The following is a 25,868-nucleotide window of genomic DNA, read 5'->3' as shown; positions in this document are numbered from 1 at the left end:
GGGACGGTGAACCTCCTTGGAATTCGGGCTCTTTGTACAGGGATACGTGGGCAAGCGCGCCGAGACCGACCCCCTCGCCGAGCACAAGGCGCTGATGGAGGAGACCGAGTACGTCATCCAGGCGGACAAGTCCGGCTTCAAGTACGCCTGGGCGTCCGAGCACCACTTCCTGGAGGAGTACTCGCACCTCTCCGCCAACGACGTCTTCCTCGGCTACCTGGCGCACGCGACCGACCGGATCCACCTCGGCTCCGGCATCTTCAACCCCCTCGCCCAGGTCAACCATCCGGTGAAGGTCGCCGAGAAGGTCGCCATGCTCGACCATCTCACCGAGAACCGCTTCGAGTTCGGCAGCGGGCGCGGCGCGGGCAGCCACGAGATCCTCGGCTTCCTCCCCGGCATCACCGACATGAACTACACGAAGGAGATCTGGGAGGAGACCATCGCGGAGTTCCCCAAGATGTGGCTCCAGGACGAGTACGTGGGCTTCCAGGGCAAGCACTGGCAGCTCCCGCCGCGCAAGATCCTGCCGAAGCCGCATGGGAAGTCGCACCCCGCGATGTGGTACGCGGCCGGGTCGCCGCCGTCGTACGCGATGGCCGCCCGCAAGGGCCTCGGGGTGCTGGGCTTCAGCATCCAGAAGGTGTCCGACATGGAGTGGGTGCTCGAGCAGTACAAGACGGCGGTGGTGAACGCCGAGCCCATCGGGGACTTCGTCAACGACAACGTGATGGTGACGACGACCGCGATCTGCGCGCCCACCCATGACGAGGCGATCCGGATCGCGGTCGAGGGCGGCCTGCACTACCTGCCGTCGCTGGTGTTCCGCTACCACGACACCTTCCCGCGGCCCGAGGGCTTCCCGGTCTGGCCGGAGACGCTCCCCGAGTACAACGCCGACTTCGTCGAACTCCTCGTCGAGGAGGAGCTGTTGATCTGCGGCGACCCGGACGAGGTGCTGCGCCAGTGCAAGCGGTGGGAGCAGGCGGGCGCGGACCAGCTGAGCTTCGGACTGCCGGTAGGGGTGCCGAAGGAGGAGACGCTCCAGACGATCCGGTTGATCGGGGAGCATGTGATCCCGAAGATCGACACGGACCCTGTGCATCGGACCACGCGGTTCCGGCAGGCGGTGTAGTCGGCATGCTGGACCATGTCATCAAGGGCGCGACCGTCGTCGACGGGACGGGCGCGCCGGCCCGGGTCGCCGACGTCGGGATCCGGGACGGCCGTATCGCCGTCGTAGGGACGGTCGCCGAGGAGGCCCGGACCAGCGAGGACGCGTCCGGGCTCGTGCTCGCGCCCGGGTTCGTCGACCCGCACACCCACTACGACGCCCAGCTGTTCTGGGACCCGTACGCGACGCCGTCGCTCAACCACGGCGTCACGACCGTCGCGGCCGGCAACTGCGGTTTCACCCTCGCGCCGCTGAACCCGGCCCGCCCCGAGGACGCCGACTACACCCGCCGGATGATGTCCAAGGTGGAGGGCATGTCCCTGGTCGCCCTGGAGGAGGGCGCGCCCTGGAGCTGGCACGGCTTCGGCGAGTACCTGGACGCGCTGGAGGGCCGGATCGCGGTCAACGCGGGCTTCATGGTGGGCCATTGCGCGCTGCGTCGGTACGTGATGGGGCCGGACGCGATCGGCGGCCGGCCCACCGAGAGGCAACTGGCCGAGATCGTGCGGCTGTTGCACGAGGCCATGGACGCGGGCGCGTGGGGCTTCTCCACCACCCAGTCGAGCACCCACTCCGACGGCGACGGACAGCCGGTCGCCTCCCGCCACGCGAGCCCGGACGAACTCCTCGCGCTGGCGCGGGCGGTGGGCGAGCACGAGGGCACGCAGATCGAGGCGATCGTCGCGGGCTGTCTGGACCAGTTCAGCGACGCCGAGATCGATCTGTTCGTGGAGATGAGCGCGACCGCCGGACGCCCCCTGAACTGGAACGTCCTCACCGTCGACGCGGCCGTCCCCGAGCGCGTGCCCCGGCAGCTGTCGGCGAGCGAACGGGCCCGGAAGGCGGGCGGTCGGGTCGTCGCCCTCACCATGCCGATCCTCACGCCGATGAACATGTCCCTGGGCACGTTCTGCGCGCTGAACCTGATCCCCGGCTGGGGCCCGATCCTCGCCCTGCCCGTCCCCCAGCGAATCGAACAGCTGAGCGACCCTGATGTCCGGGCCGAGATGCTCCGCCGGGCGCAGTCCAAGGAGGCGGGCGTCTTCCGACGCCTGGCGAACTTCGGCCGATACGTCATCGGCGACACCTACAGCCCCCGCAACGAGGGCCTGACCGGCCGGGTCGTCCGGGACATCGCCGCAGAACGCGGTCTCGACCCCTTCTCCTGCCTGGTCGAGATCTGCGCCGCCGACGACCTGCGTACGGTCCTGTGGCCCATGCCGAGCGACAACGACCCCGCGTCCTGGGCCCTGCGCGCGGAGACCTGGCAGCACGAGGACGTCCTGCTCGGCGGCTCCGACGCCGGCGCGCACCTGGACCGCATGTGCGGAGCGCCGTACACCACACGCTTCCTCGGGGACTGTCTGCGGGGGCGGAAGCTGGTGGGGCTCGAGCAGGCGGTGAAGATGCTCACGGACGACCCGGCGCGGCTGTTCGGGCTGCGCGAGCGGGGCAGGGTGGCTGAGGGCTTCCACGCGGACCTCGTCCTGTTCGACCCGGAGCGGATCGACGCCGGCAAGGCCACCCTGCTGCACGACCTGCCGGGCGACAGCCCGCGCCTGGACTCCAAGGCGATCGGCGTACGGGCCGTCTGGGTCAACGGAGTCGCGGCCATCCGCGACGACGTGGTGACCGGCGCGGTGCCGGGGCGGGTGCTGCGCTCGGGCCGGGACACCAGGACGGTGAGCACGACGTGAGCCGACGGGGGGAGGCGGAACGGCAGGAGCGGGCTGCCGGGCGTCAAGTCGGCGACGGGCAACGGCTGTTCGTCGGCGGGGACTGGGTCGAGCCGGAAGGCGGTTGCTACGCCGTCACCGACCCGGCGACCGAGGAGACCGTCGGCTGGGCCCCGGAGGCCTCGCGGGCCCAGGTGCACGCGGCCTGCGCCGCTGCCCGCGAGGCCTTCGGACCCTGGTCGCGCACGGCCCCGCAGGAACGGGCGGCGATGCTGGCCCGCGCCGCCGACGTCATCCAGGCGCACAGCACGCCGTACACGGAGCTGGCCCGGGCCGAGACCGGCGCGACGACCGGCACCGCGAGGGCGATGCAGGTGGGCGTGGCCGCGGCCCGCTTCCGCCGCTACGCGCGCGTGGAGCCCTCCGAGTGGCCGATCGACCCCCAGATCAACGAAGCAGGCCCGATGGGGAAGGCGGCGGTGATGGGCGCGCTGGCCATCCGCCAGCCGGTCGGCGTCGTCACCTGCATCACGTCGTACAACAACCCGTGGGCGAACCCGGCCGGCAAGATCGCCCCCGCCCTCGCCATGGGCAACACGGTCGTGGTGAAACCCGCCCCGCAGGACCCCCTCTCCGTGTACCGGATGGCGGAGGCGCTGGAGGCGGCGGGCGTCCCGCGCGGGGTGGTGAACGTCGTCTCCGGGCGCGCGGTGGAGGTCGGCGAGGCCTCCGTTTCGTCCCCCGACGTCGACATGGTGAGCTTCACGGGCTCCACGGCGGTCGGCCGGCGCATCGCCGAGGTGTGCGGCCGGGACATGAAACGCCAGCTGATGGAGCTGGGCGGCAAGGGCGCGGCCATCGTCTTCGACGACGCGGACCTCGCCTCCGCCGTCTCCGGCATCGGCACCACCTTCTCCTTCTACAGCGGCCAGATCTGCACCGCGCCGACCCGCGTCCTGGCCCAACGAGGCGTGTACGACCGCCTGTTGGAGGGTCTGAGGACGTACGCCACCCGGCTGCGCGTGGGCGACCCCCGGGACCGGCAGACGGTGGTCGGCCCGGTCATCTCGGCGGAGCACCGCGACCGCGTGGAGTCCTACGTCGAACTGGGCCGCAAAGAGGGCGCGACCGTCCTGACCGGCGGCGAACGCCCCGCGCTCGAAACGGGTTTCTACATCAACCCCACCCTCCTCGCGGACTGCACCAACGACATGCGCGTGGCCCGGGAGGAGATCTTCGGCCCGGTCGTCGTCGTCATCCCCTTCGACGAGGAGGACGAGGCCGTCCACCTCGCCAACGACTCCGACTACGGCCTGATCGACTACGTCTGGTCCGGGGACGTGGCCAGAGCCTTCCGGATCGCCCGACGCCTACGCGCCGGCGGGGTCGGCGTCAACACGGTCGGCCGCAACATGGAGGCCCCCTTCGGCGGCTTCAAACAGAGCGGAGTGGGCCGGGACGTGGGGTCGTACGCCCTGCACGCGTACAGCGAGGTGCAGGCGGTCGTCTGGCCGGGGTGAGCGCCCGGCCGGGGTGAGAAAGCGACGTGTCCTGTCCAATTGCCCTTTGAGTACCGGTCGTCGGGCTCGGCGTGCAGAAGATCGGGGAACCGGTTTCGGAAACCTGGACGGCCCCGTAGGGTCCCGCCGCAGGGGCGTGGACGGTGTCCGTCCCGCCCCTCCGTGACTTGTTCGGAAATCGTTCGGAGAACACCCGATGAAGCTCGCCAAACGTCTTGCCCTGACCACCACAGCACTCGCCGTCGCGACCGCCGGCACCCTGCTGAGCACGACCGTCGGCCATGCCGCGCCCGCACAGTCCGCGCCCACCCACGTCGACGCGCCCGCCGCGCTCAAGGTGCCCGACGGCAACCGGCTGACCGGCGTCTTCGCCGCCCAGGGCGTCCAGACCTACACCTGCACCGACGGCGTCTGGAAGCTGCTGGAGCCCGCCGCGACCCTGTCGGCCAAGAGAGACCGCGCCCACCGCACCGTCGCCCTCCACTCCCGTGGCCCCGTCTGGGTGTCCACGGTGGACGGCAGCGCCGTCAACGCCGCCGCCGCCGTCACCTCCCCCAAGGCCGGCACCATCCCCGAGCTCCTCCTGAAGTCCACCGCCACCCGCGGCGCAGGGGTCTTCGCCGACGTCTCCTACATCCAGCGCCTCGACACGTCCGGCGGCGTCGCCCCCGCCGCCGCCTGCACCGGCGCCGACCAGCTCAGCGTCCCCTACTCCGCCACGTACGCCTTCTACAAGCCGACCAAGTGACGCGAGCGGTGCGGCAGTTCGACCTGACGGTCAGTCGGCCAGATCCACCCGCACCGTCAGCAACTGCATTCCCAAGGCCCTGACCGCGGTGCTGTTGAGCCGCGGCAGGGACCGCAGTCGTACGACCGGGTCGTCGTCCGGCAGCAGAGACGCCGTTCCCTCGTGCCAGCGCCCCCGGATCCGCACCCGCACCCGTGCGTCGGCCTGGATGTTGCGGACGTACTGGGAGCGCTCGCCGAACTCCGAGACCAGCCAGAAGGAGTCGCCGACGCGGCGGCCGCCCACCGGGGTCCGGCGGGGCAGGCCGGAGACGCGGCCGGTGGTCTCCAGGACCGTCTGAAGGGGCAACCGGCGCAGCAACGGGTTGGCGACGTGGCGCTGCACAGCGGTGGTCGCGCGGAAACGGAGCGCGGAGAGACGGGACTGGGAGGGGCGGGGCTCGGCGGGGCCGGATTCGCCCGGGCGGGACTCGGAGGGGCGGGACATGGTCCGTGGGACTCCTTCGCGGGAAGCGCTGTTGCTTCAATGGTCCCCGATGCCGGCGTGACGAGAGCGGGTGGCTGCGCGTGCGAGTGGTGACCTGGAACCTGTGGTGGCGCTTCGGCCCCTGGCGGGAACGCCAGAAAGCGATCCGGTCGGTGTTGCGCGACCTGCGCCCGGACGTGGTCGGCCTGCAGGAGGTGTGGGCGGCGGGCGGCGAGAACCAGGCGCAGTGGCTCGCCGACGAACTGGGCCTGCACTGCGCATGGGCCCCCTCCCCGTCCCCCGAACGCTGGCGGAAACGGATTGCCGACCACGACGCAGACACCGTCGACATCGGCAACGCGGTGCTCAGCCGCTGGCCGATTCTCGACCAGGAGACGCTGCTGCTCCCGGCGCCTCCCGACTTCGCCGACGGCCGCCTCGCCCTTTACGCCCGCCTGGCCGCCCCCTCCTACGACGTCGCCTTCTTCACCACCCACCTCAACTCGGGCCCGCACGCCTCGGCGGTGCGCTGCGCCCAGGTGACCGCGCTGGCCCACCTGGTCGCCCGGCACCGCGCCGGCACGCCCTTCCCGCCCGTCGTCACCGGCGACTTCAACGCCTGGCCGGACTCCGACGAGATCCGCCTCTTCGGTGGTTACAAAACCGCCCCGATCGTCCCCGGCCATTACCTCTACGACGCCTGGGAGTACGCCGACCCCTCCGCCCCCGCCGCCACCTGGACCCCCGCCAACCCGTACACGGCCCGCATCCTGGAGCCCCCCGCCCGCATCGACTACATCCACGTCGGCCCGGCCGGCCCGGTCGGCGAGGGCCATGTGCGGCACGTACGGCGGGCGGGGCACCGACCGGTGGACGGGGTGTGGCCGTCGGACCATGCGGCGGTGGCGGCGGACCTGGCGGACTGGACGGACGAAGCGGGCCCCGGCCCGAGCCCGTGACGGTGACGCGATGAACACCTACACGGAAGCAGCGGACTTCACGGCACTGAGCAGCGCGCCGAAGGCGTGGGGGGTGGCGGTGAGGGTGGTTCGGGCGGGGTCGGCGGATTCGGTGAGGTGGATGGCGGGAGGGGTGGAGGCGGAGGATATGTGGACGCAGGCTTCGCCTTCCTGGCAGTAAGACGACTTCTGCGAGGCGGAGGTGGGCATGTCGGCTCCTTCGATTCCGTCGATTCGTTCAAAGGCTCTGGGCGATGGTGTGGATCAGGTCCCGGGACTTCTCGGGGCTGAGGGCGGTGGCTTCCACGACGTCCAAGAGGTGCCGGTACTTCTGCAGATGGGCCTCGGCATCCAGCAGTACGGGGCCGTGGAACTGGTCGAGCTGCACGGTGTCCAACTCCGGAACGGGGCCGCACAGATAGTTGATGGACTGGCCCGAGCCCGGGAACGCCCCGACATCGAAGGGGAGTACGCGCAGGGTGATGTGCTCCCGTTCGCTCATGTCGATGAGGTGCTGGAGCTGCTCCCGCGCCACCCTCCGGCCGCCGACCCGCATATGCAGGGCCGCTTCATGGATGACGGTGCTGTACGGATTCGGGTTCGCCTGGAACACGACGTCCTGTCGCTTGATGCGGTGCGAGACGCGATGCTCGACCTCCGGCGGAGTAGGCGCTGGGATCGCGTGACTGAAGATCTCGCGGGCGTGCTCGGTGATCTGGAGCATGCCGGGAACGTGCGCGGTGAAGGCGGTACGGATGGCCGTGGCGTGGTGTTCCAGCTCGGCCAGGGTGAGCATTCCTGACGGGAGCACCTCGCGGTACGCGTCCCACCACTGTCCGCGCACCTTCTCGGCGGCCATGTCGGCAAGGGCGTCGACGTAGGGCTGGTTCGTGCAGGAGTAGATGTTGGCCATCGCCCGCACGCGCTCCGGACTCACCCCGAACCGGGCCGACTCGACGTTGCTGAGTTGACCCGAACTGCTGCTGAGCAGTTGGGCCGCCTCGGTCGAGGTCAGACCGGCCCGCTCGCGGAGTTTGCGCAGTTCCGTCGCGAGTCGGGCACGTCGGGCCGTAGGTGCGGGCCTGGATGTCATGAGGCGTCCTTGCAGGGGGAGTTCGTCACCCACACGAGGGAGAAAAGGTCGAGATCCTTCGAAATCGCGCAAAGGAACTTTGCGCGCCCTCTATCGTCATTCCCGGGCCCCCTGCCCGGAAGCGCACCGTGGGACGCCACGGCAGAGACACCAGGCACTCGTCCAACTCCCCTCAGTGATCGGAGACTTCCGATGGCCACCGTATCGCCGTCCTGGAACTACACCCTGCACCTTCCACGCGATCCACGCGCACCGGGTGTCGCGAGGGGCGCGCTCAGACTGATCCTGGCCGCCCACGAGATGCCCGAGCTGGCTCCCACCGCGGAACTGATGGCGGCGGAGCTGCTGACGAACTCGCACCTCCACACCAAGGGCCCCTACTCACTCCGCGTCCTGTCGCCCCGGCCCGGCCGCCTCCGCGTGGCCGTCTGGGACACGGACCCGAGGATCCCACCCGGCTTCTCGTACGGCGGCACCCCCGCACCCCCGTCACCGCCCGACGCCGAACACGGCCGCGGCCTACACCTCGTGCGGGCCTGCGCCGACGAGTGGGGCGTCTCGGTACTTCAGGAACCGGGTGCTTCGAGGAGCGGCAAGCTGCTGTGGGCGGACTGCGGGGAAGGAAACGCGGGGTGAGTAGAACAGTGGCCGTGGGGCCGCCCGCTTCTTTGCCAGTGTCGTGCTTCCGCGGCCCGTGTAAAGGGCGCTCCCTGCGGTCGCGTCGCCTGCGGCGATTCCGCTCCGCTCCACCCTTGACACGGGCCGCTCCAGCACGGGGGAGAAGCGTGCGGGCGGCCCGGAGGGATGGGTGGCCAGGTGGGAGTTCCCTGGGGTGGGTTGCGGGGCGGGCCGGGGTGGGGGGTGCGCGGCCGCGCCTCGCCGGCACGCCGGGTGGGCTCAGCGGCTTGCGGGTTGATGGGGGTGGGGGTTCGGGCGGCGCTGCGGCGGGGTGGGGGCACGCCGGCTGGGCTCAGCGGGCTGCGGGCCGGTGGGGGGTGGGGGTTCAAGCGGCGCTCCAGCCGGGTGGGGCACCGAGTGGGGTCGGCGGCTCGCGGCCGGTGGTCGTCCGGCGAGGGAAAGGGTGAGGGGGCTGACGGGCAGGCGGGAGCGGCGGCCCGACTAGGGGGTGTCTCTTTGATCAGTTGGTTCTCGGGTTGATCGGCTTCCCTCTGAACGATGACGGCGGCGCACATGGAAACCTGTCGGCATGGATACGTTCACGGCCCGGCCGGAGGGCGCATGGGAGTGGTGGTCCGCCGCCATCGAGGAAGCGCAGGAAGGGCGCTGGGTCCGTGATGCCGTGGAACGGCAGGTGATAGCGGACATCAGGGCTGCTACCAACGCCCTGCAGGGCAGCCGACTGGTGCCGTTCACCGAGGACTCGTGGCACGTACGTATCGGGCGGGTCGCCAACTGGGCCGGGGTGCTCCGGCTGGCCGCTCGGGCAGGCGAGTGGGAACTCCAACCCGTCGTCGGGCACAGCCCGACGCACCCTGCGGGCATGGCCGAACTGCTGTCCGGAATCTATGCGATCGGCGAGCAGGGCGAGCTATGGATGACACAGCTCCGAGAGCGCAGATTGCCACCAAGGAATGAGATTGCCCAGGCAGAGAGTTTTTTGACCGGGCCAGGCTCCATCGAGGATCTTGAGCTGTTCTTCGACGACTGATGGCCGCCTCTCCTCGGGTCGCTCTAGGGCCGACGGGCCGACTGGGACTGACGGGGTGACAGGCCAAGGGGGCTGCGGAGGCAAGGGGCCGACTTGGGACTGACGTGCCGGGCGGGGCCGGCGGGAGCCTCGTCTGTAACGGGGGCCTCACCAGACAAGGGACGAAGGCTGTTTGGAGGACTCGGGCCACCCCGCACACCAGCCACCACCCTCCTCCACCCAACCCTGGCCGCAAACCCCCACCAACGGCTTCCCCCGCAACAGACGAGACCCCTGCGACTGGCGAGACAGCCCAACTCCCCCCCTTCATCCCACTCCGCAGCACCCCACCCCACCCCACCCACCGGCCCGCAAGCCGCCAAGCCGACCCGACGCATCCCACCCCGCCGCAGCGCCGCCCGAACCCTCACCCCCCACCGGCCCGCAGCTGCTGAGCCCACCCGGCGTGCTGGCGAGGCGCGGCCGCGCCCCCCCACCCCGGCCCGCCCCGTAACCCACCCCAGGGAATTCCCACCTGGCCCCCTGCTCCTCCCCCGGCCGCTCGCTCGCTTCTCGCCCGTGCTGGAGCGGCCCGTGTCAAGGGTGGGCCGCAGGCCGATCGCCGCAGGCGACGCGACCGTAGGGAGCGCCCTTTACACGGGGCGCGGAAGCACGACACTGGCAAAGAAGCGAGTGGCCCGACGTTCAGTTGGCTGTTGGGGGTGGGGAGACGCCCTCAATCTCAATCTCGGCCTAGCCAGGGCCTGTCTGGCAAATGATCAGCAACTCGTAGGCGGCCATGAGCCTGGGGTAATCGTCTTGCCGGGGTGTCGCCAAGCCGACGATGCTGTGGTGGTGCCAGGTCAGAGGAAGAGAAGGCGACAGCAGCAGGCGGCGAGTCGGCGGATTGCTGATCTCACCGCTCCTGGCACGGGCTACTGGAAAACCGTCTTCGAAACTCAGGACGAGTCGGAGTGGCGTGCGCATCTGCGCGGTCTGCGTTCCGCGGAGGAGCAGATCGACTGGGCGACGACCCGGGTCGACACACTCTGTGGGCGACTGGTGCAGCCGACCACCTATCGGCTGAGCCTGTTTGTGCCGGGCCCGCAGGGGCGTCCGAACCGGGACCGGCCCTGATCTGACCCCGGTCACTGATCTTGTGGTGAGTCGGGGCGAGTTGACGGATGTGTTGTGGGCCTCCCCAGGGTGATCTCCCTGGAGTGACCTCCCTGGAGTGACCTCCCCTCCATGATGCCGACCGGTCGGTATGGACAGGCGGCCCTCCTCCCGGTACAGATGTGAGGAGATCGCCAGCCCCGCCAGAGCCGACAACCGCGTCGAAAGGCCTGTCGCCATGCCCCTGCCCCTGCGCATCGCCGTAACGATCTTCCTCACCGACGAGACGATCACCCCGACCCGTCTCGCCCGTGAGCTGGAGCAGCGTGGGTTCGCCGGGCTCTACCTTCCCGAGCACACGCACATCCCCGTCGAGCGCGTCACCCCCTACCCCGCCGGCGGCGAACTGCCCCGCGAGTACGGCCGCACGCTCGACCCCTTCGTCGCCCTCGGGCAGGCCGCCGCCGTCACCGAGGGGCTCGGGCTCGGGACCGGGATCACGCTCGTCGCCCAGCACGACCCGATCGACCTGGCCAAGCAGATCGCGACCGTCGATCACCTCTCGGGCGGGCGGTTGACCCTCGGCCTCGGTTACGGCTGGAACGTCGAGGAGGCCGCCGATCACGGCGTCGAGTGGCGCACCCGGCGTGAGCTGGTCCGGGACCGGGTGCGGCTGATGCAGAGCCTGTGGGCGCAGGAGCCGACGGCGTACGAGGGGGAGTACGGGAGTGTGCGCGCCAGCAGCGCGTACCCCAAGCCCGTGCAGAAGCCGCGCGGCCCGGTCACCGGTCCCCGCACCCTCGTCGGCGGGGCGGCGGGCCCGAAGCTGTTCGCGCACATCTGCGAGTACGCGGACGGGTGGCTGCCGATCGGCGGGCGCGGCCTGTCCGAGTCGCTGCCGGCGCTGCGGGCGGCCTGGGCCGAGGCGGGCCGTGACCCGGGGGCCCTCCAGGTCGTCCCGTACGCGGTCCACCCGTCCCCCGGCAAGCTCGCGTACTACGCGGAGCTGGGCATCGAGGAGGTCGTGGTGCAACTGCCTCCGGCGGGGGAGGCGGAGGTGCTGGGCCTGCTGGACGAGTACGCGCGTTTCCTCCCCGTGAACGGGTGACGTCGCCCACCGGGATCGAGTGACACCGTGTAACGACCTTCGGTCCGGGCGGAAACGGACGTACCCCTCTGCCCTGATCAGCGCGAACGTATGCTCAAAGGATGACCACTTCCGTGACCTCCGGAACCGGCCCCACCGAGAACTCCCTGCGTCGTGCCCTCAAACGTGCCCGGGACGGCGTCGCGCTCGACGTCGCCGAGGCCGCGGTCCTGCTCCAGGCTCGTGGTGCTCACCTGGAGGACCTCGCCGGGTCCGCCGCCCGGGTGCGGGACGCGGGGCTGGAAGCGGCGGGTCGGCCCGGCGTCATCACGTACTCGAAGAGCGTCTTCATCCCCCTCACCCGGTTGTGCCGGGACAAGTGCCACTACTGCACCTTCGTCACCGTCCCGGGCAAGCTGCGGCGCGCCGGGCACGGGATGTTCATGTCCCCGGACGAGGTGCTGGACGTCGCCCGCAAGGGCGCGGCCCTCGGCTGCAAGGAAGCGCTGATCACCCTCGGCGACAAGCCGGAGGAGCGGTGGCCGGAGGCGCGCGAGTGGCTCGACGCGCACGGCTACGACGACACGATCGCCTATGTCCGCGCCATCTCCATCCGCATCCTGGAGGAGACCGGGCTGCTGCCGCACCTCAACCCGGGCGTGATGTCCTGGACCGACTTCCAGCGTCTCAAGCCGGTCGCGCCCAGCATGGGCATGATGCTGGAGACGACGGCGACCCGGCTGTGGTCCGAGCCTGGCGGGCCGCACCACGGGTCCCCGGACAAGGAGCCCGCCGTACGGCTGCGCGTTCTGGAGGACGCCGGGCGGTCGTCCGTCCCCTTCACCTCCGGCATTCTGATCGGGATCGGCGAGACCTACGAGGAGCGCGCCGACTCCCTCTTCGCGCTGCGGAAGATCTCGCGCGCCTATCACGGCGTCCAGGAGCTGATCATCCAGAACTTCCGCGCCAAGCCGGACACGGCGATGCGCGGGATGCCGGACGCGGAACTCGACGAGCTGGTCGCCACGGTGGCCGTCGCGCGTCTTCTCCTCGGTCCGTCCGCCTGTCTCCAGGCTCCGCCCAACCTGGTCGACAGCGAGTACGAGCGGCTGATCGGGGCGGGCATCGACGACTGGGGCGGGGTCTCCCCGCTCACCATCGACCACGTCAACCCCGAGCGCCCCTGGCCGCAGATCGAGGACCTCGCCGCGAAGTCCGCGGCGGCCGGCTTCGAGCTGAGGGAACGTCTCTGCGTGTACCCGGAGTTCGTCGGCCGCGGCGAGCCCTGGCTGGATCCGCGTCTCCTCCCGCACGTCCGCGCGCTGGCCGACCCGGAGACCGGTCTCGCCCGCCCCGAGGCCCTGCCGCGGGGGCTGCCCTGGCAGGAGCCGGAGGAGGTCTTCGAGGCGTCCGGCCGCACCGACCTGCACCGCACCATCGACACCGACGGCCGTACGTCCGACCGCCGCGACGACTTCGACGAGGTGTACGGCGACTGGGCCGCCCTGCGTGAGGCCGCCGCCCCCGGCATGGTCCCGGAGCGCATCGACACCGACGTACGCCAGGCGCTCGCGACGGCCGCCGACGACCCGACGAAGCTCACCGACGACGAGGCGCTCGCGCTGCTGCACGCGGACGGGCCGGCGCTGGACGCGCTCACGCGGATCGCGGACGATCTGCGCAGGTCGGTGGTGGGCGACGACGTCACCTACATCGTCACGCGGAACATCAACTTCACCAACGTCTGCTACACCGGCTGCCGTTTCTGCGCGTTCGCGCAGCGCCGTACCGACGCCGACGCCTACACGCTGTCGCTGGACCAGGTCGCGGACCGCGCCCAGCAGGCGTGGGAGGTGGGCGCGGTGGAGGTCTGCATGCAGGGCGGGATCCACCCGGACCTGCCCGGCACGGCGTACTTCGACATCGCGAAGGCGGTGAAGGAGCGGGTGCCCGGCATGCATGTGCACGCCTTCTCGCCGATGGAGGTCGTCAACGGCGCGACCAGGACGGGCCTCTCGATCCGCGAGTGGCTCACGGCCGCGAAGGAGGCGGGCCTGGACACCATCCCCGGCACCGCCGCCGAGATCCTCGACGACGAGGTCCGCTGGGTCCTGACCAAGGGCAAGCTCCCGACGGCGACCTGGATCGAGGTCGTCACGACGGCCCACGAGGTCGGGATCCGGTCGTCCTCGACGATGATGTACGGCCATGTCGACCAGCCCCGGCACTGGCTCGGCCATCTGCGCACCCTCGCCGGGATCCAGCAGCGCACCGGCGGTTTCACGGAGTTCGTCACCCTTCCCTTCATCCACACCAACGCGCCGGTGTACCTGGCGGGCATCGCCCGGCCCGGCCCGACCATGCGGGACAACCGCGCGGTGACGGCCATGGCCCGGCTTCTGCTCCACCCGCACATCCCCAACATCCAGACCAGCTGGGTCAAGCTGGGCACGGAGGGCGCGGCGGAGATGCTCCGCTCGGGGGCGAACGACCTGGGCGGCACGCTGATGGAGGAGACGATCTCCCGGATGGCGGGCTCGTCGTACGGCTCGTACAAGTCCGTCAAGGATCTGATCGCGGTCGCGGAGGCGGCGGGCCGCCCGGCACGCGCGCGTACGACGCTGTACGGCGAGGTGTCCGAGGAGCGGCAGCGCGCCGCGTCGGCCTCGGACGGGCATCTGCCGGAGCTTCTGCCGGTGCTGGAGTGAGTACGATGATCCGACCTCCGGTAGGGGGGTCTTCGGAGGTCTTCCGTAGCTGAGTGGCTGAGTAGCTGAGGAGTTGCGTGCCCGTGCCTGCCCGACGGCTTCCCTCGTGGGTCTGGGTCAGCGGTCTGACGACGGGCGCTGTCGCCGCGGTCGTCGTCCTGACGGTGAAGGCCGAGCAGGGCCCGCACCCGACGGCGGCGACCCGCCCGACCGCGTCGGCGTCCGCGAACGCGGACGCGAAGCCCTCCGCCTCGCCGAAGGCGTCCCCGGCCCCGTCGAAGACCGGGGTGCCGGACGCCTCCGGCACGGGTCGGCGGGTGGTCTACGACCTCTCCGACCACCGGGTCTGGCTGGTCGACGCGGACGACACCGCCCGCCGTACCTTCGTCGTCTGGCCGGGCACGATCGGCCCGGTGCCCGGCACCTACACGGTCTCCGTCCGCAAGGACGCGACAACCGGCTCGGACGGCGTGGAGATCGAGCACATCATCTACTTCTCCGTCGTCTCGGGCGTCAACATCGCCTTCTCGAACGCGGTCGACGGCTCTTCCCCGCCCCCGGCCGCCTCCGGCGCGCAGACCGGCGGCATCCGTATGGCCAAGGCGGACGGCGCGGCCCTGTGGGCGTTCGGCGACACGGGGACGAAGGTACGGGTCGTGGAGTAGCAGGAGATCAAGCAGCGGAAAGCGAAATGCGAAAGCCGATGAGCGAAAGGCGATAAGCGAAAAGGGGCAGCGGGCGGGTCAGGCGGTCTGTTCGTCCGTCGGGAACGGCAGATGGTCGACGATCAGCACGATCCCGCTGAACAGGAACGCCCGTGTCGCCGCGTCCAGCCCGTTCCAGGTGTCCGACTGCCACATCGCGAACCACTCGCCGCCGATCGCGATGAACCCGGCCCCGAAGAGCAGCATCAGCATCAGCAGCCCGTACGTCGACAGGGCCCGGGCGCGTACGAAGTCCCGGCGCGCCCAGAACCAGGTCCCGGCGACCAGGACGAGCCCGGCGACGGTCTCCCACGCGATGATCGCGACGTAGGCCGCGTCCTGCAGGCCCTTGCTCGTCACCGCCCGCCACATCAGGTCGTCGTCCTTGAACGTCGTGTCCATCGCCAGCACATGGCGGACGAACTGCTGGTTGGTGCCGAAGTCCGTGATGTTCCCTAAGGCGACGAGGACCGTGTAGAGCGCGACCGTCCCGGTGAGGAGAGTGGCGGCGAGGGGGAGAACACGTGAGGCCTGTGAGGCACGTGAGGTGGGCGTGGTCATGACGAACTCCTTACCCCACCAGATCTCCATCACCCGCCCCACCGGCGTTCGATTACAGTGACGGACGTCGTACGTACGGACGGTGCCCGGGAGAGCTGGGGGGACTTGGTGGGGGCGACGGCCGGTCCGGTCTGGGGCCGCACCGAACAACAGGACTTCCGTAGCCGGGTGCGCGGCACGCTGCTGTGCGCGGCCGTCGGGGACGCGCTCGGGGCCCCTGTCGACGGGCTCGGGATCGAGGCCATCCGGCAGGGGTACGGCCAGGAGGGCGTCGTCGACCTGGCCCCGGCCTACGGCCGCCGCGGCGCGGTCACGCATCTCACCCAGCTGACCCTGTTCACCGTGGACGGCCTGATCCGCGCCCAGGTCCGCCGGGACACCGGAGCCTGGTATCCGCCGACCGATCTGCACCGGGCGTATCTGCGCTGGGCGGCCACCCAGCGCGACTGGGGCCCCGACCTGCGCCGCAAGGACGACGGCTGGCTCGCCCACGAGGAGTGGCTGTACGCCCGCCGGGATCCGACCCGCGCCCTGCTGCTCGGGCTCGGCGACGACCGTATGGGCACCCTCGACTCGCCCAAGAACCCCGGCGAGGCCGGCGCCGGCTGGGAGGCGGTCGCCCGCTCGGCGCCCTTCGGGCTGCTCGTCGGCTGGGAGCCGCAGTTGGTCGCCCAGCTCGCCGTCGAGTGTGCGGCCCAGACCCACGGGCACCCGGTGGGATACCTCGCGGCGGGCGCGTACGCGGTGATCGTGCACGCGCTGGCCCGCGGCGAGAGCCTGGACGCGGCGGTGCAGCAGACGCGCGCCCTGCTCGCCGCCCGGCCGGGGCACGAGCCGGTGTCGGAGGCGCTGCAGCGCGCGCTGGGAGCCGTACGGCAGGGACTGCCGGGCCCGGCACGGGTGGCGGAGCTCACGGGGGTGGGGGCGGGGGCGGGTGTGCTGTCCGGGGCGGTCTACTGCGCGCTCGTCGCGGAGGACGTCCGGCACGGTCTGCGGCTCGCGGTGAACCAGGACGGCCCCTCGGCCGCGACCGCCGCCCTGGCGGGCGGGCTGCTCGGGGCGATGTACGGCGAGACGGCCCTCCCGCCGGCCTGGCTGGCCGAGCTGGAGGGCCGCCCCACGATCCTGGAACTGGCCGACGACTTCGCCATGGAGATGACCCAGGGGCCGGCCCTGCACAACCCCTCCGGGGCGTCTCCGGGCTGGCTGGCCAGGTATCCCAGGGGAAGTTAGAGATCCTTGGCCGGCACCGCGCCCCGCACGGCGGCGTCGTCCCGCGGCTCGGGTACGGCCGCCGCCGCGCCGCCCGAAGAGCTGTCGTCCCCGTCCGTGTTGATCCGCTCGATGATCGCGAGCCGCTCGGGGGTGTCCTCCGGCTTGAGGAAGCCGATCAGGATGTACAGGACCAGGGACACGGCCAGCGGGATCGAGACCTGGTACTGCAACGGCACCCCGCCGTCGACGTTCCAGTTGATCGGGTAGTTGACCAGCCAGAAGGCCAGCAGACCCATCGACCAGCTGGTCAGCGCGGCCGTCGGGCCGGAGCGGCGGAAGGGGCGCAGCAGGCCCAGCATCATCGGGATGGCCATCGGGCCCATCAGACCGGCCACCCACTTGATGACGACCGTGATGATGTCCTTGAAGGCGGGGGAGTTGACCTGGGTGGCCGCCGCCATGGACAGGCCGAGGAAGACCACGGTCGTGATCCGGGCGACGCGCAGCCCCTGGCCCTCGCTCCACGTCCGCGCCCTGCGCCACACCACCGGCGCGCAGTCCCGGGTGAAGACGGCGGCGATGGCGTTGGCGTCGGAGGAGCACATGGCCATGGTGTGCGAGAAGAAGCCGACGATGACGAGCCCCAACAGGCCGTGCGGGAGCAGCTGTTCGGTCATCAGGCCGTAGGAGTCGGAGCCGTCGGGCTTCTGCGACTGCACCAGGAGCGGTGACATCCACATGGGGAAGAACAGCACCACGGGCCATACCAGCCACAGGGCGGCGGACAGTCGCGCCGACCGCTCGGCCTCGCGCGCGTTGGCCGTGGCCATGTAGCGCTGGGCCTGGTTGAGCATGCCGCCGTTGTACTCGAAGAGCTTGATGAAGAGGAAGGCGAGCAGGAAGACCGTGCCGTACGGCCCCACCAGCGGCTCCCCGTGGCCCTTGAGCTCGGGCTCGTCCCAGGCTCCGAAGAAGCCGATGCCCTTGTCGTCGAGCTTGAGCACGACGGCGACGAACATCGCGACGCCGGCCAGGAGTTGGATGACGAACTGGCCGAGTTCGGTCAGCGCGTCCGCCCACAGGCCGCCGATCGTGCAGTAGACGGCGGTGATCGCGCCGGTGATGAGGATGCCCTGGTTCAGGGAGATGCCCGTGAAGACGGACAACAGGGTGGCGATCGCGGCCCACTTCGCGCCCACGTCCACGATCTTCAGCAGCATCCCGGACCAGGCGAGCGCCTGTTGGGTCTTGAGGTCGTAGCGGTTCTTCAGGTACTCCAGCGGCGAGGCCACGTGCAGCCGCGACCGCAGCCGGTTGATGCGCGGCGCGAACAGCTTGGAGCCGATGGCGACGCCGAGGGCGATGGGGAAGGACCAGGTGACGAAGGAGGTCACGCCGTAGGTGTAGGCGATGCCCGCGTACCCGGTGAACATCACCGCGCTGTAGCCGGACATGTGGTGCGAGATGCCGGACAGCCACCAGGGCATCTTGCCGCCGGCGGTGAAGAAGTCGCTGACGTCGTCCACCCGTTTGTGCGACCAGACGCCGATGGCGACCATCACGCCGAAGTAGCCGATGAGCACGGCCCAGTCGAGCCCGTTCATGTGCGCCCTCCCATGGTTCGCTCGGCGCTCATCGTGGGCGCTGTTGCGTGAACACGACAAGTAACCGTAAGGTCAAAGGGAGGTAAAGGTATTCGGTATCATGGTCTGCGTTCATCCACATGAACAGAGTCCTGATGGGTCATCGCATCAACTCACCTGCGTTGACCAGCAAGGACTGCCCCGTGATCGCCCGCGCCCGGTCCGAGGCGAGAAACGCCGCCGCGTCCGCCACGTCCGCGTCCGTGGCCAGATCCGGCAGGGCCATCCGCTCGGTGAGCCGGCCCAGCACCTCCGCCTCCGGCACCCCCTCCGTCTGCGCCGTGAACTGCACGTACGCCTGCACCGGCGGCCCCCACATCCACCCCGGCAGCACGGTGTTGACCCGGATCCGGTCCGGACCCAACTCCCGCGCCAGGGAGTACATCGCGCTGGTCAGCGCCCCCTTCGACGCCGCGTACGCCGCCTGCCGCACCTGGGAGGGGGCCGCCACCGCCGACTGCGTGCCGATGAAGACGACCGACCCGCCCCCGCGCGCCCTCAGTCCCGCCAGGCACGCCCGGGTCATCCGCAGCGTCCCCAGCAGGTTCACGTCCAGGACCGACTGCCAGGTCGTGAAGTCGGCGTCCGCCAGCCCGCCGAAGTAGGAGTCCCAGGCGGCCACGTGGACCACCGCGTCGATCCCGCCGAACCGCTCCCGCGCCAGCGCCGCGAGCGCCTCGCACTGGCCCTCGTCCCTGATGTCGGTCGCCCGCCATGCGGTGTGCGACCCGTCCGGATCGATCTCGGCCGCGCTCTTGGCGAGGTTCGCCTCGGTCCGCGCCCCCAGCACGGCGCTCCCGCCGTCCCGAACGACGGCGGCGGCGACCTGGTGTCCGAGCCCGGCCCCGACTCCCGAGACGACGACGGTCTTGCCCGCGAGCAGTGACATCGGTGGCCTCCCGGCTCTGGCACCTTTTCTGACGGAGCGTCAGAGTAGGGGTGAGCGCAGGAGGACGGAAGGGGAGCAACGTGAGCGAGGAGACCCGCAGCGAGACGTACGCCGAACTGGCCGCCGTGGGCCCGTACGGAGTCCGTCCCGGCCATGCCCTGATCACCATGGTCGAGCCGCACCCGGGGCACGAGTACGCCTACAACCGCTGGTACGAGGACGACCACTACTACGCCGGCGCGATGGCCATGCCCTGGATGTACGCGGGACGGCGATGGGTGGCGACCCGGGATCTGCAACTGCTCCGCTATCCCGAGAAGTCGGCGATCGCCCAGCCCGTCACCGCCGGCTGCTACCTCTCCACGTACTGGGTCACGGACGGCCGCTACGACGACCACATGAAGTGGACCGTCGCCGTCAACAAGCGCCTCAACCGGGACGCCCGCGTCTACCAGGACCGCACCCACGTGTTCACGGCCTTCCAGGACCACGAGGCGACGGTGTACCGGGACGGGGCGGCGGGCCCGAGGGACTTCCACGCCCTGGACCATCCGTACGCCGGGCTGGTCGTCGAGGTCGTCGACGCCGAGACCCCCGAGCAGCGCGCCGACCTCCTGGAGTGGCTCCGCGCCCGCCACCTTCCCAAGCGCCTCGCCGGCTCCCCGGCCGCCATGGTCACCGTCTTCCGCCCGACCCCCCTCCCCGGCGACCGCATGACGTACGTCAAGCAGGTCGAGGGCGTCGACACCCGCCTGACCCTCCTGTGGTTCCTGCAGACCGACCCGAGGGAGTGCTGGGAGCAGCACTTCAGGGGGTTGGACGAGGCGGTGACGGACGCGGGGGTCGGGGGGAGGGTGGAGCTGGTGGCACCGTTCGTGCCTACGGTGCCGGGGACGGACGCCTATGTGGCCCAGCTGAGGTAGTCACGGGCGGTCATCCTCGACGCGGGGTCACTTCAGCTCGTCCGGGCACGGGGTGCCCCGGGGCAGCTGATAGGGCGCGGCCAGCCGATACGTGCCCGCCTTCGGTGCGAGCAGCATCGTCCACTTGTCGCCCTCCGCGTCCTCCTCCGTCTCGTACAGACACCCGTTGACGTTGGAGTACGACTTCGCCTCGCCCTCGGCCCGGTGCTTCGACGCCTCCGTCTCCTGGGGAGCCTTCAGGCTCTTGCCCTCCGCGTCGACGACGCTGAGCCACGGCGAGTACGGGATCCGGATCAGGATCCGCCCCGCCTTCTTCACGTCGATCGTCATCTCGCCCTGCTCGGCGCGCTGCACGACCGCGTTCGGCTCGGCGAGTGACGCGGGGTCGGTGACCCGGAACAGCTGCCAGTTCGCGTCGCCCCACACCTGCGACAGGTACGGCAGCCCGCGCTGCACCAGTTCCCGCTCGCGCTCGCCGCCGTCCCCGTCCAGTTCGTCCTTGGGGACGACGACGAAGTGCACGGCCCACCGCTGGAGCCACTCGTGGTAGTTCGCCGAGTTGAGGGTGTCGTCGTAGAAGAGGGGGTTGCGCTCCATGTCGGCCTGCCGGTTCCAGCCGCGGGCCAGGTTGACGTAGGGCGCGAGGGCGGAGGCCTCGCGGTGCGAGCGGGCCGGCACGACCTCGACACGGCCCTTCTCCGCGCCGGTGTCCTGGAGTTCGTTGACGAGAGGGGCCAGCTCACGCGCCCAGGAGGCGGCAGGGGTCGTACGGTAGACGTCGTCGACCGACTTGAAGCCGATCCAGCCGACGAACCCGGCGAACGCCAGGACGGTCACGTACCACTTGCGGCTGCGCGGCACCGTGAACGGCAGGGCGGCCATCAGCACCACGCCCGTGAACAGCATCGCGAGCCGGGTGATGTTGGACCCGATCTGCGAGCTGATCAGCCAGACCAGCAGTACCCCGAGCCCGTACACGGCGGCCGTGATCCGTACGGTCTTCCAGTCGCGCGGGACGACGTAGTAGACGGCGGCGGCGGACATCAGGGGCAGGGACGCCGAGGCGAAGGACATCGGCTGGGTGCCGGAGAAGGGGAACAGCCAGGCGGAGACCGCGACGACCGCCGCCGGGGCCAGGCCCAGCGCCCACGCGCCCGGCCGCCGCTTCTGCAGGAACAGCGCGACCGCCACCAGGCCCACGAACAGTCCCGCGACCGGCGACCCCATGGTGGCGAGGGCGGCGAGCGGGGCCGCGCACAGGGCCTTCGCCCAGCGTTTGTAGCGCCAGCGGTGCGGCCAGCAGAACACGACGGCGACCGCGGCCAGCGCGAACATGTTGCCCAGGCCGAAGGTCACCCGGCCGGAGGCGGCGTTGCACAGCAGGGCGAAGACGCCCGCCAGCGCCGGCCACACCGGGTTCTTCACCGGCCGGCAGCGCAGCAGGATCAGGGTCAGCAGCCCCGCCGAGAGCGTCCCGGCGATCATCATCGTCGTACGGACGCCGAGCACCGACATCAGATACGGCGACACCACGCTGTACGACACCGGGTGCATCCCGCCGTACCAGGCGAGGTTGTACGCGGAGTCGGGATGGCGGCCGACGAACTCGGCCCACGCGTCCTGCGCCGCGAGGTCGCCGCCGCTGTTCGCGAACGCGAAGAACCAGACGAGGTGGAGGACGCCGGAGAGGCCGGTGACGGAGAGGACGAGATGCCGGCGGAGCCAGCCGCGCAGGCGGTCGTAGGCGGCGCTCATGCGGGAGGGGGCGGGGTCGTCGTGATCATGGGCGTGAGGGTGGTCGTGATCGTCGTCGTGGTCGTCGTGCGCACGCTTGTCATGATCACCCGACGCGGGCGCGGGCACCCGGGTGCGCGCACCGGTGTCCGGGTCCGGACCGGTGTCGGTGTCGTCCTCGGCGCGTGTCGGCTCCGCAGTGGCCACCTGAAGGCACTCCCCGTGTCCCGTCTTCTGTTCTCGGCCGCGTACCGTTCGCGTCCGCTTCACGGCAGCTTCCTCGCGACCGGCGACCTGTCCCGTTTCGTGACGCTAGCACGCACCCCGCCGGGCGGCTGCCCGACGGGGTGACGGAAGAAGCGTGCGTCCACGGGACGACGGCCGGTCGCCGGTCAGCCGACGCGCTTCAGCTTGTCCGAGAAGCCCGGCTCGACCAGGTCCGCCTGAAGGGCGACCGGCACCTTCACGGCACTGCTGGAGCCGTCCCCGACGGTGAGCGTGCCCACCTGGGTGCCCGCCTTCGCCGTGTGCGGCACCTCGTCGGCGGTGAAGGACAGCTTCACCGTCATGCCCGCCCAGCCGACGGCGGGGACGTCCTTGGTGATGACGACGGGCGTGTGCCCGCCCAGCTTGTCGTCCACGTACCCGACGACGTCGCCCTTCTTCAGGATCTTCGCCGAGGTGAGCGCGTCCTGGGCGGCGAGCAGCGCCGTCTTGCTGACCGCGTTGACCGTCTCGAGGATCTTCGGCTTGTGCTGGCCGAGGACCGCGCCGACGAGGGTCACCGTCCGCCCGTTGACCTTCTTGCGGGAGGCGAAGAGCAGGTTGCCGCCGGCCGCGGTGGTGCTGCCGGTCTTGATGCCGATCGCGCCGATGTAGTACGGCAGAGTGTTGTAGTTCGTCCAGTACTTGCCGGACGGGTCGGTCCAGCTGGCCGCGCTGGAGATGGCGACCAGGGCCGGGACCTTAACGAACGCGCGGCCGAGCTTCACCTGGTCCTCGGCCGTGGAGACGGTGGTCTCCTTCAGGCCCGACGGGTCGGTGTACGTCGTGTTCGTCATCCCCAGTTCCTTGGCGGTGGCGTTCATCTTCTTCACGAACGCCGCCTCCGAGCCCGCGTCCCAGCGCGCGAGCAGCCGCGCGATGTTGTTGGCGGAGGGGATCAGAACGGCCGACAGGGCCTGCTTCTCGGTGAGTTGGTCGCCGGCCTTGACGGTGTTGAGCGTCGACTCGTCGCCGGAGAGGTCGTAGCCGCCCTCCTTCTCCGCCGTCGCGTCGACCTCGATCTCCGGACCTTCCTCCCCGGCCTTCATCGGGTGGTCCTTGAGGATGATGTACGCCGTCATGGTCTTGGCGACCGAGCCGATGGCCACGGGCGTCTGCTTGCCGAAACTGCCCATCGTGCCGACGCCGTCGGCGTCCATCCAGCCCTGCCCCTCACTCGGCCAGGGCAGCTGCGTCTTGCCGCCCTCGAAGGTGTACGAGTCCTTCGCGGTGAGGGTCAACGCGGTCGCCGGCAGCGGGCGCACGGCCTGCACGATCGCAAACACGACGATCAGCAGGATGACCAGCGGCGTCCAGATCTTCAGCCGCCGCCCGACCGTCCGCAGCGGGGTCGGCGGAGGCGGCGGGGTGTTCGTCAGCTCGGCCAGCAGATCCAGCGGCGGCTTCGGCGGCAGCGGCTGCTGCGTGGTGCGCTCGGGACCGATCTGGGGGACGAGAGCGGTGACGTCGGCGGCGGCGCCGGTCGGCGCGGCGGGCTTCGGCGTGCGCGGCTCGTCGAGCGGCTTGAGCGCGACGAACCTGCTGGTCCGCTCGACCTCCGGCGCGGGCTTGGCCTCGGGCTCCGCCTTCGGCTCGGGCTTGGTCTCCGGCCCGGCCTTCCTGACGGCGTCGCTCAGCTTCAGCGTGGTGGTCGGCTGGTCGACGGCGGGCTTGGCGGGCCGGGGGGCCTTGAAGACGGCGGTGGGCTGGTCTACGGGGGAGTCGTCGGGCTCGTCGTCGGAGACGTCGGCCGCGGGCTCGCCGCCCTCGGCTTCCTTGTCGCCTTCGTCGTCCTTCTTGTCCGCCTTCTCCTTGCTTTCCTTCTTGTCCGTGTCGTCCGCGTCGTCCTTGTCAGAGGCGTCGGCCGCCCACTTCGGCGCGGCCTTGGCGGCGGACTTGGCCGCGGCCTCCGGCCGGGGCTCCGGCTCGTCGTCGTCGCGCTCGTCGTCGTCGCGCTCGTCGTCGGCCTCGGAACGTTCCTTCTCGTCCGCGGAGGTCACCCACTGGGCCACGACCGCCCGCAGCCGCTCGTCGCCGCCCCCAGGGGCGTCAGGGGCGTCCTCGGGGGTCTCCGAGTCGCTCTTGGGGCTCTCGGCGTCCCCGGGGCCGTCAGAACCGCCCTGGGCGGCCTTCTCGGCGTCCTCGGTCGGCTCGGCGGTCTCGTCCTCGGGCTCGTCGGCGTCCACGGCGAGTTCGGAGGCTTCCCCGGTGGGCTCTACGGCGGATTCGTCGGCGTCAGCCTCCGCCGCGTCCTCGGGCTCCGCCGCGTCCTCGGGCTCCTCGGCCTTCGAAGCCTTCGCGGGCTCGTCGGCCTCAGCGGGCTCGTCGGCCTCAGCGGGCTCCTCGGCCTTCGCGGGCTCGTCGGCCTCCGCCGGCTTCTCGGCCTCGTCGGTCTTCAGGTCCCGTACGGAGAACACCCGGGTCGCCGTGTCCACCCCGCCCCCCGACGCGGACGTCGAGGCCGTCGACTCGCTCTCCCGCGTCACCGCGATCCGCGGATCGCGGGGCTCGCGTGCTTCGGGAACCGTGCCCGCGCTCCCCGACGTCGGTTCTGCCGACGACTCGCGCTGCTTCGACCTGTCGGGGGACTCGCCCGCCACCGATGCCTCCTCCATGTGCCGCACGCCGTCCGCGCGCCTGCCGAACCGTGAACCGCCCGCCCAAGACCCGCCTCGCGGCGGTGTCCGAACCATGTACCAGTGTCCTGTGTCGAGGGCTTGGCTCCTGCGGTAGACGAGAACGACATACCTACTGGTTCCACTACAAACAGGTCACGCACCCTCGACAGACCAATGTGAGAGGGGTCACCCTGTCATTCATCCACGCGGGGAGGCATGGATGGGCAGGAGCCGCAGAACTCTTCCGGAAGAGCTTCTGTTGCTGGCGTTGGACCCGACCACGGGTACCACCGCACAGCCGCAGTCGCTCGACCTTGGTCTGGCCGGAGCGCAGCTAGTGGAGCTCGCGCTGGCCGGACGGATAGCCCCTGACGGGGATCGTATCGCCGTGGTGGCACCACGGCCGACTGGAGATCCGACTTTGGACTGCGCGTTGGAGTTGCTGCGAAGGCGTGGCGCTCCGGTACGGGCTGTCCACTGGATCGGCGGGCCGCGCCTTGGGCTTCGCCAGACGTACCTCTCGCATCTGGAACGGTGCGGCATGGTTGCCGCCGTAGCGGGACAGATGTGTGGAGTGCTGCCGACGACTCGCTATCAGGCGACCGACAACGAGATCAGCCGGGAGATCAAGGCCCGGCTGGACTCCGCGATCCGCACCGGCGTACCGCCGGACCCGCGGACCGCGGCGCTCGCCGCACTGGCGCACGCGGTCGGCCTCGGCAAGCACCTGTATCCGGGGAACGAGGGACGCTCGTCCCGCTCCCGGCTGCGGGACCTGATCAGGCACGACCCGATGGGCGGTCTCGTGGCGCACGCCGTGATGGACGTCCAGAACGGTGCTGGGGCACAGCCACGCCGCAGCGCCACCGCACAACCCGCCGGCCGTCAGGCCGGACCGGTCGGACCAGGCGTCAGGTCCGCCCCGGAACCCGCCCGTGGAGTTCCGGTGCAGCCGCGCCGCGGATCGATGGCGCGTGTCGTGGCCCACTGAGCCGCAGTCCCACGACACGCACAGGAATCCGCAACCGCAAGACCGCAAGACCGCAAGACCGTTGGGCACAAGACCCGTTCGGGAGCCGCCGCGGCCCGCGCGGGGCGATGGGGCAGTACGCCCCGCCGCCCC

Annotated in this window: 21 protein-coding genes; 13 read left to right on the top strand and 8 right to left on the bottom strand. The window is 70.8% G+C overall.

Annotation, left to right across the window (positions count from 1 at the left end):
- Positions 1–16: 16 nt before the first annotated feature.
- The 4 genes from OG562_RS18480 to OG562_RS18465 all read left to right on the top strand — a co-directional run bounded on the left by OG562_RS18480 (position 17) and on the right by OG562_RS18465 (position 5,118).
- Entirely contained in the window at positions 17–1,135 is a 1,119-nt protein-coding gene (locus OG562_RS18480; RefSeq protein WP_323187531.1) for an LLM class flavin-dependent oxidoreductase, read from the top strand.
- Between the two features lie 5 nt (positions 1,136–1,140).
- Complete coding sequence (locus tag OG562_RS18475; RefSeq protein ID WP_266399045.1) at positions 1,141–2,871, top strand: amidohydrolase family protein; 1,731 nt, start codon at positions 1,141–1,143, stop codon at positions 2,869–2,871.
- On the top strand, positions 2,868–4,370 hold the full coding sequence (locus OG562_RS18470) for an aldehyde dehydrogenase family protein (protein WP_266399044.1): 1,503 nt from the start codon (positions 2,868–2,870) through the stop codon (positions 4,368–4,370). The genes OG562_RS18475 and OG562_RS18470 overlap by 4 nt, the downstream gene beginning before the upstream one ends.
- A gap of 196 nt (positions 4,371–4,566) precedes the next feature.
- Positions 4,567–5,118 (top strand): DUF3455 domain-containing protein, encoded by a 552-nt coding sequence (locus tag OG562_RS18465; protein WP_266399042.1) that lies wholly within the window; start codon positions 4,567–4,569, stop codon positions 5,116–5,118.
- A 30-nt stretch (positions 5,119–5,148) separates the two neighbouring features.
- Here OG562_RS18465 and OG562_RS18460 read toward each other — a convergent pair whose 3' ends face one another.
- Complete coding sequence (locus OG562_RS18460; RefSeq protein WP_266399039.1) at positions 5,149–5,604, bottom strand: nitroreductase/quinone reductase family protein; 456 nt, start codon at positions 5,602–5,604, stop codon at positions 5,149–5,151.
- An 80-nt stretch (positions 5,605–5,684) separates the two neighbouring features.
- On the opposite strand from OG562_RS18460, the gene OG562_RS18455 reads away from it, so the two are divergent.
- Positions 5,685–6,542: an endonuclease/exonuclease/phosphatase family protein gene (locus tag OG562_RS18455; protein ID WP_266399036.1), complete on the top strand. Its 858-nt coding sequence runs from the start codon at positions 5,685–5,687 to the stop codon at positions 6,540–6,542.
- Positions 6,543–6,560: 18 nt separating this feature from the next.
- Here the strand turns inward: OG562_RS18455 and OG562_RS18450 are convergent, their stop codons facing one another.
- Together OG562_RS18450 and OG562_RS18445 are read right to left on the bottom strand one after the other, a co-directional pair.
- Positions 6,561–6,752: a DUF397 domain-containing protein gene (locus OG562_RS18450; protein ID WP_266399034.1), complete on the bottom strand. Its 192-nt coding sequence runs from the start codon at positions 6,750–6,752 to the stop codon at positions 6,561–6,563.
- A gap of 28 nt (positions 6,753–6,780) precedes the next feature.
- Positions 6,781–7,635 (bottom strand): helix-turn-helix transcriptional regulator, encoded by an 855-nt coding sequence (locus tag OG562_RS18445; RefSeq protein WP_266399033.1) that lies wholly within the window; start codon positions 7,633–7,635, stop codon positions 6,781–6,783.
- A gap of 192 nt (positions 7,636–7,827) precedes the next feature.
- Between OG562_RS18445 and OG562_RS18440 the strand changes: the two genes are divergently transcribed.
- The 5 genes from OG562_RS18440 to OG562_RS18420 all read left to right on the top strand — a co-directional run bounded on the left by OG562_RS18440 (position 7,828) and on the right by OG562_RS18420 (position 14,859).
- Complete coding sequence (locus OG562_RS18440; RefSeq protein WP_266399030.1) at positions 7,828–8,271, top strand: ATP-binding protein; 444 nt, start codon at positions 7,828–7,830, stop codon at positions 8,269–8,271.
- Positions 8,272–8,842: 571 nt separating this feature from the next.
- Positions 8,843–9,304, top strand: coding sequence for a hypothetical protein (locus tag OG562_RS18435; protein WP_266399028.1), 462 nt, complete (start codon positions 8,843–8,845; stop codon positions 9,302–9,304).
- A 1,345-nt stretch (positions 9,305–10,649) separates the two neighbouring features.
- Positions 10,650–11,507 (top strand): LLM class F420-dependent oxidoreductase, encoded by an 858-nt coding sequence (locus OG562_RS18430; protein ID WP_266409375.1) that lies wholly within the window; start codon positions 10,650–10,652, stop codon positions 11,505–11,507.
- 101 nt (positions 11,508–11,608) lie between these two features.
- A complete protein-coding gene (locus tag OG562_RS18425; RefSeq protein ID WP_266399025.1) occupies positions 11,609–14,194 on the top strand; it encodes a bifunctional FO biosynthesis protein CofGH in 2,586 nt (861 codons plus the stop codon).
- Positions 14,195–14,271: 77 nt separating this feature from the next.
- On the top strand, positions 14,272–14,859 hold the full coding sequence (locus OG562_RS18420) for a L,D-transpeptidase (protein WP_266399023.1): 588 nt from the start codon (positions 14,272–14,274) through the stop codon (positions 14,857–14,859).
- 78 nt (positions 14,860–14,937) lie between these two features.
- Here OG562_RS18420 and OG562_RS18415 read toward each other — a convergent pair whose 3' ends face one another.
- Positions 14,938–15,459 carry a DUF2165 domain-containing protein gene (locus OG562_RS18415; protein WP_266399020.1) on the bottom strand — a complete coding sequence of 174 codons (522 nt, stop codon included), beginning with the start codon at positions 15,457–15,459 and terminating at the stop codon, positions 14,938–14,940.
- A 108-nt stretch (positions 15,460–15,567) separates the two neighbouring features.
- Between OG562_RS18415 and OG562_RS18410 the strand changes: the two genes are divergently transcribed.
- Positions 15,568–16,692: an ADP-ribosylglycohydrolase family protein gene (locus OG562_RS18410; protein ID WP_266409373.1), complete on the top strand. Its 1,125-nt coding sequence runs from the start codon at positions 15,568–15,570 to the stop codon at positions 16,690–16,692.
- Here OG562_RS18410 and OG562_RS18405 read toward each other — a convergent pair.
- The gene (locus tag OG562_RS18405; protein WP_266399018.1) at positions 16,689–18,278 is read right to left on the bottom strand and encodes a sodium:solute symporter family protein; all 1,590 of its coding nucleotides are present in this window, start codon (positions 18,276–18,278) and stop codon (positions 16,689–16,691) included. The two genes, OG562_RS18410 and OG562_RS18405, sit on opposite strands and share 4 nt — an antisense overlap.
- Before the next feature lie 139 nt (positions 18,279–18,417).
- Positions 18,418–19,206: an SDR family oxidoreductase gene (locus OG562_RS18400; protein ID WP_266399015.1), complete on the bottom strand. Its 789-nt coding sequence runs from the start codon at positions 19,204–19,206 to the stop codon at positions 18,418–18,420.
- Positions 19,207–19,286: 80 nt separating this feature from the next.
- Here OG562_RS18400 and OG562_RS18395 point away from each other — a divergent pair, with 80 nt between their 5' ends.
- Positions 19,287–20,129 carry a hypothetical protein gene (locus OG562_RS18395; protein WP_266399013.1) on the top strand — a complete coding sequence of 281 codons (843 nt, stop codon included), beginning with the start codon at positions 19,287–19,289 and terminating at the stop codon, positions 20,127–20,129.
- 27 nt (positions 20,130–20,156) lie between these two features.
- Here OG562_RS18395 and OG562_RS18390 read toward each other — a convergent pair whose 3' ends face one another.
- Together OG562_RS18390 and OG562_RS18385 are read right to left on the bottom strand one after the other, a co-directional pair.
- Positions 20,157–22,070, bottom strand: coding sequence for an MFS transporter (locus OG562_RS18390; protein WP_266399010.1), 1,914 nt, complete (start codon positions 22,068–22,070; stop codon positions 20,157–20,159).
- A gap of 185 nt (positions 22,071–22,255) precedes the next feature.
- Entirely contained in the window at positions 22,256–24,727 is a 2,472-nt protein-coding gene (locus OG562_RS18385; protein WP_266399008.1) for a D-alanyl-D-alanine carboxypeptidase, read from the bottom strand.
- Between the two features lie 238 nt (positions 24,728–24,965).
- Between OG562_RS18385 and OG562_RS18380 the strand changes: the two genes are divergently transcribed.
- On the top strand, positions 24,966–25,736 hold the full coding sequence (locus tag OG562_RS18380; protein WP_266399006.1) for a GPP34 family phosphoprotein: 771 nt from the start codon (positions 24,966–24,968) through the stop codon (positions 25,734–25,736).
- Positions 25,737–25,868: the final 132 nt, after the last annotated feature.

It is taken from the genome of Streptomyces sp. NBC_01275 (assembly GCF_026340655.1).
Lineage (GTDB): Bacteria > Actinomycetota > Actinomycetes > Streptomycetales > Streptomycetaceae > Streptomyces.
The sequence above is the reverse complement of the archived record's forward strand: the minus strand, read 5'-3'. Positions and strand labels throughout refer to the sequence as shown.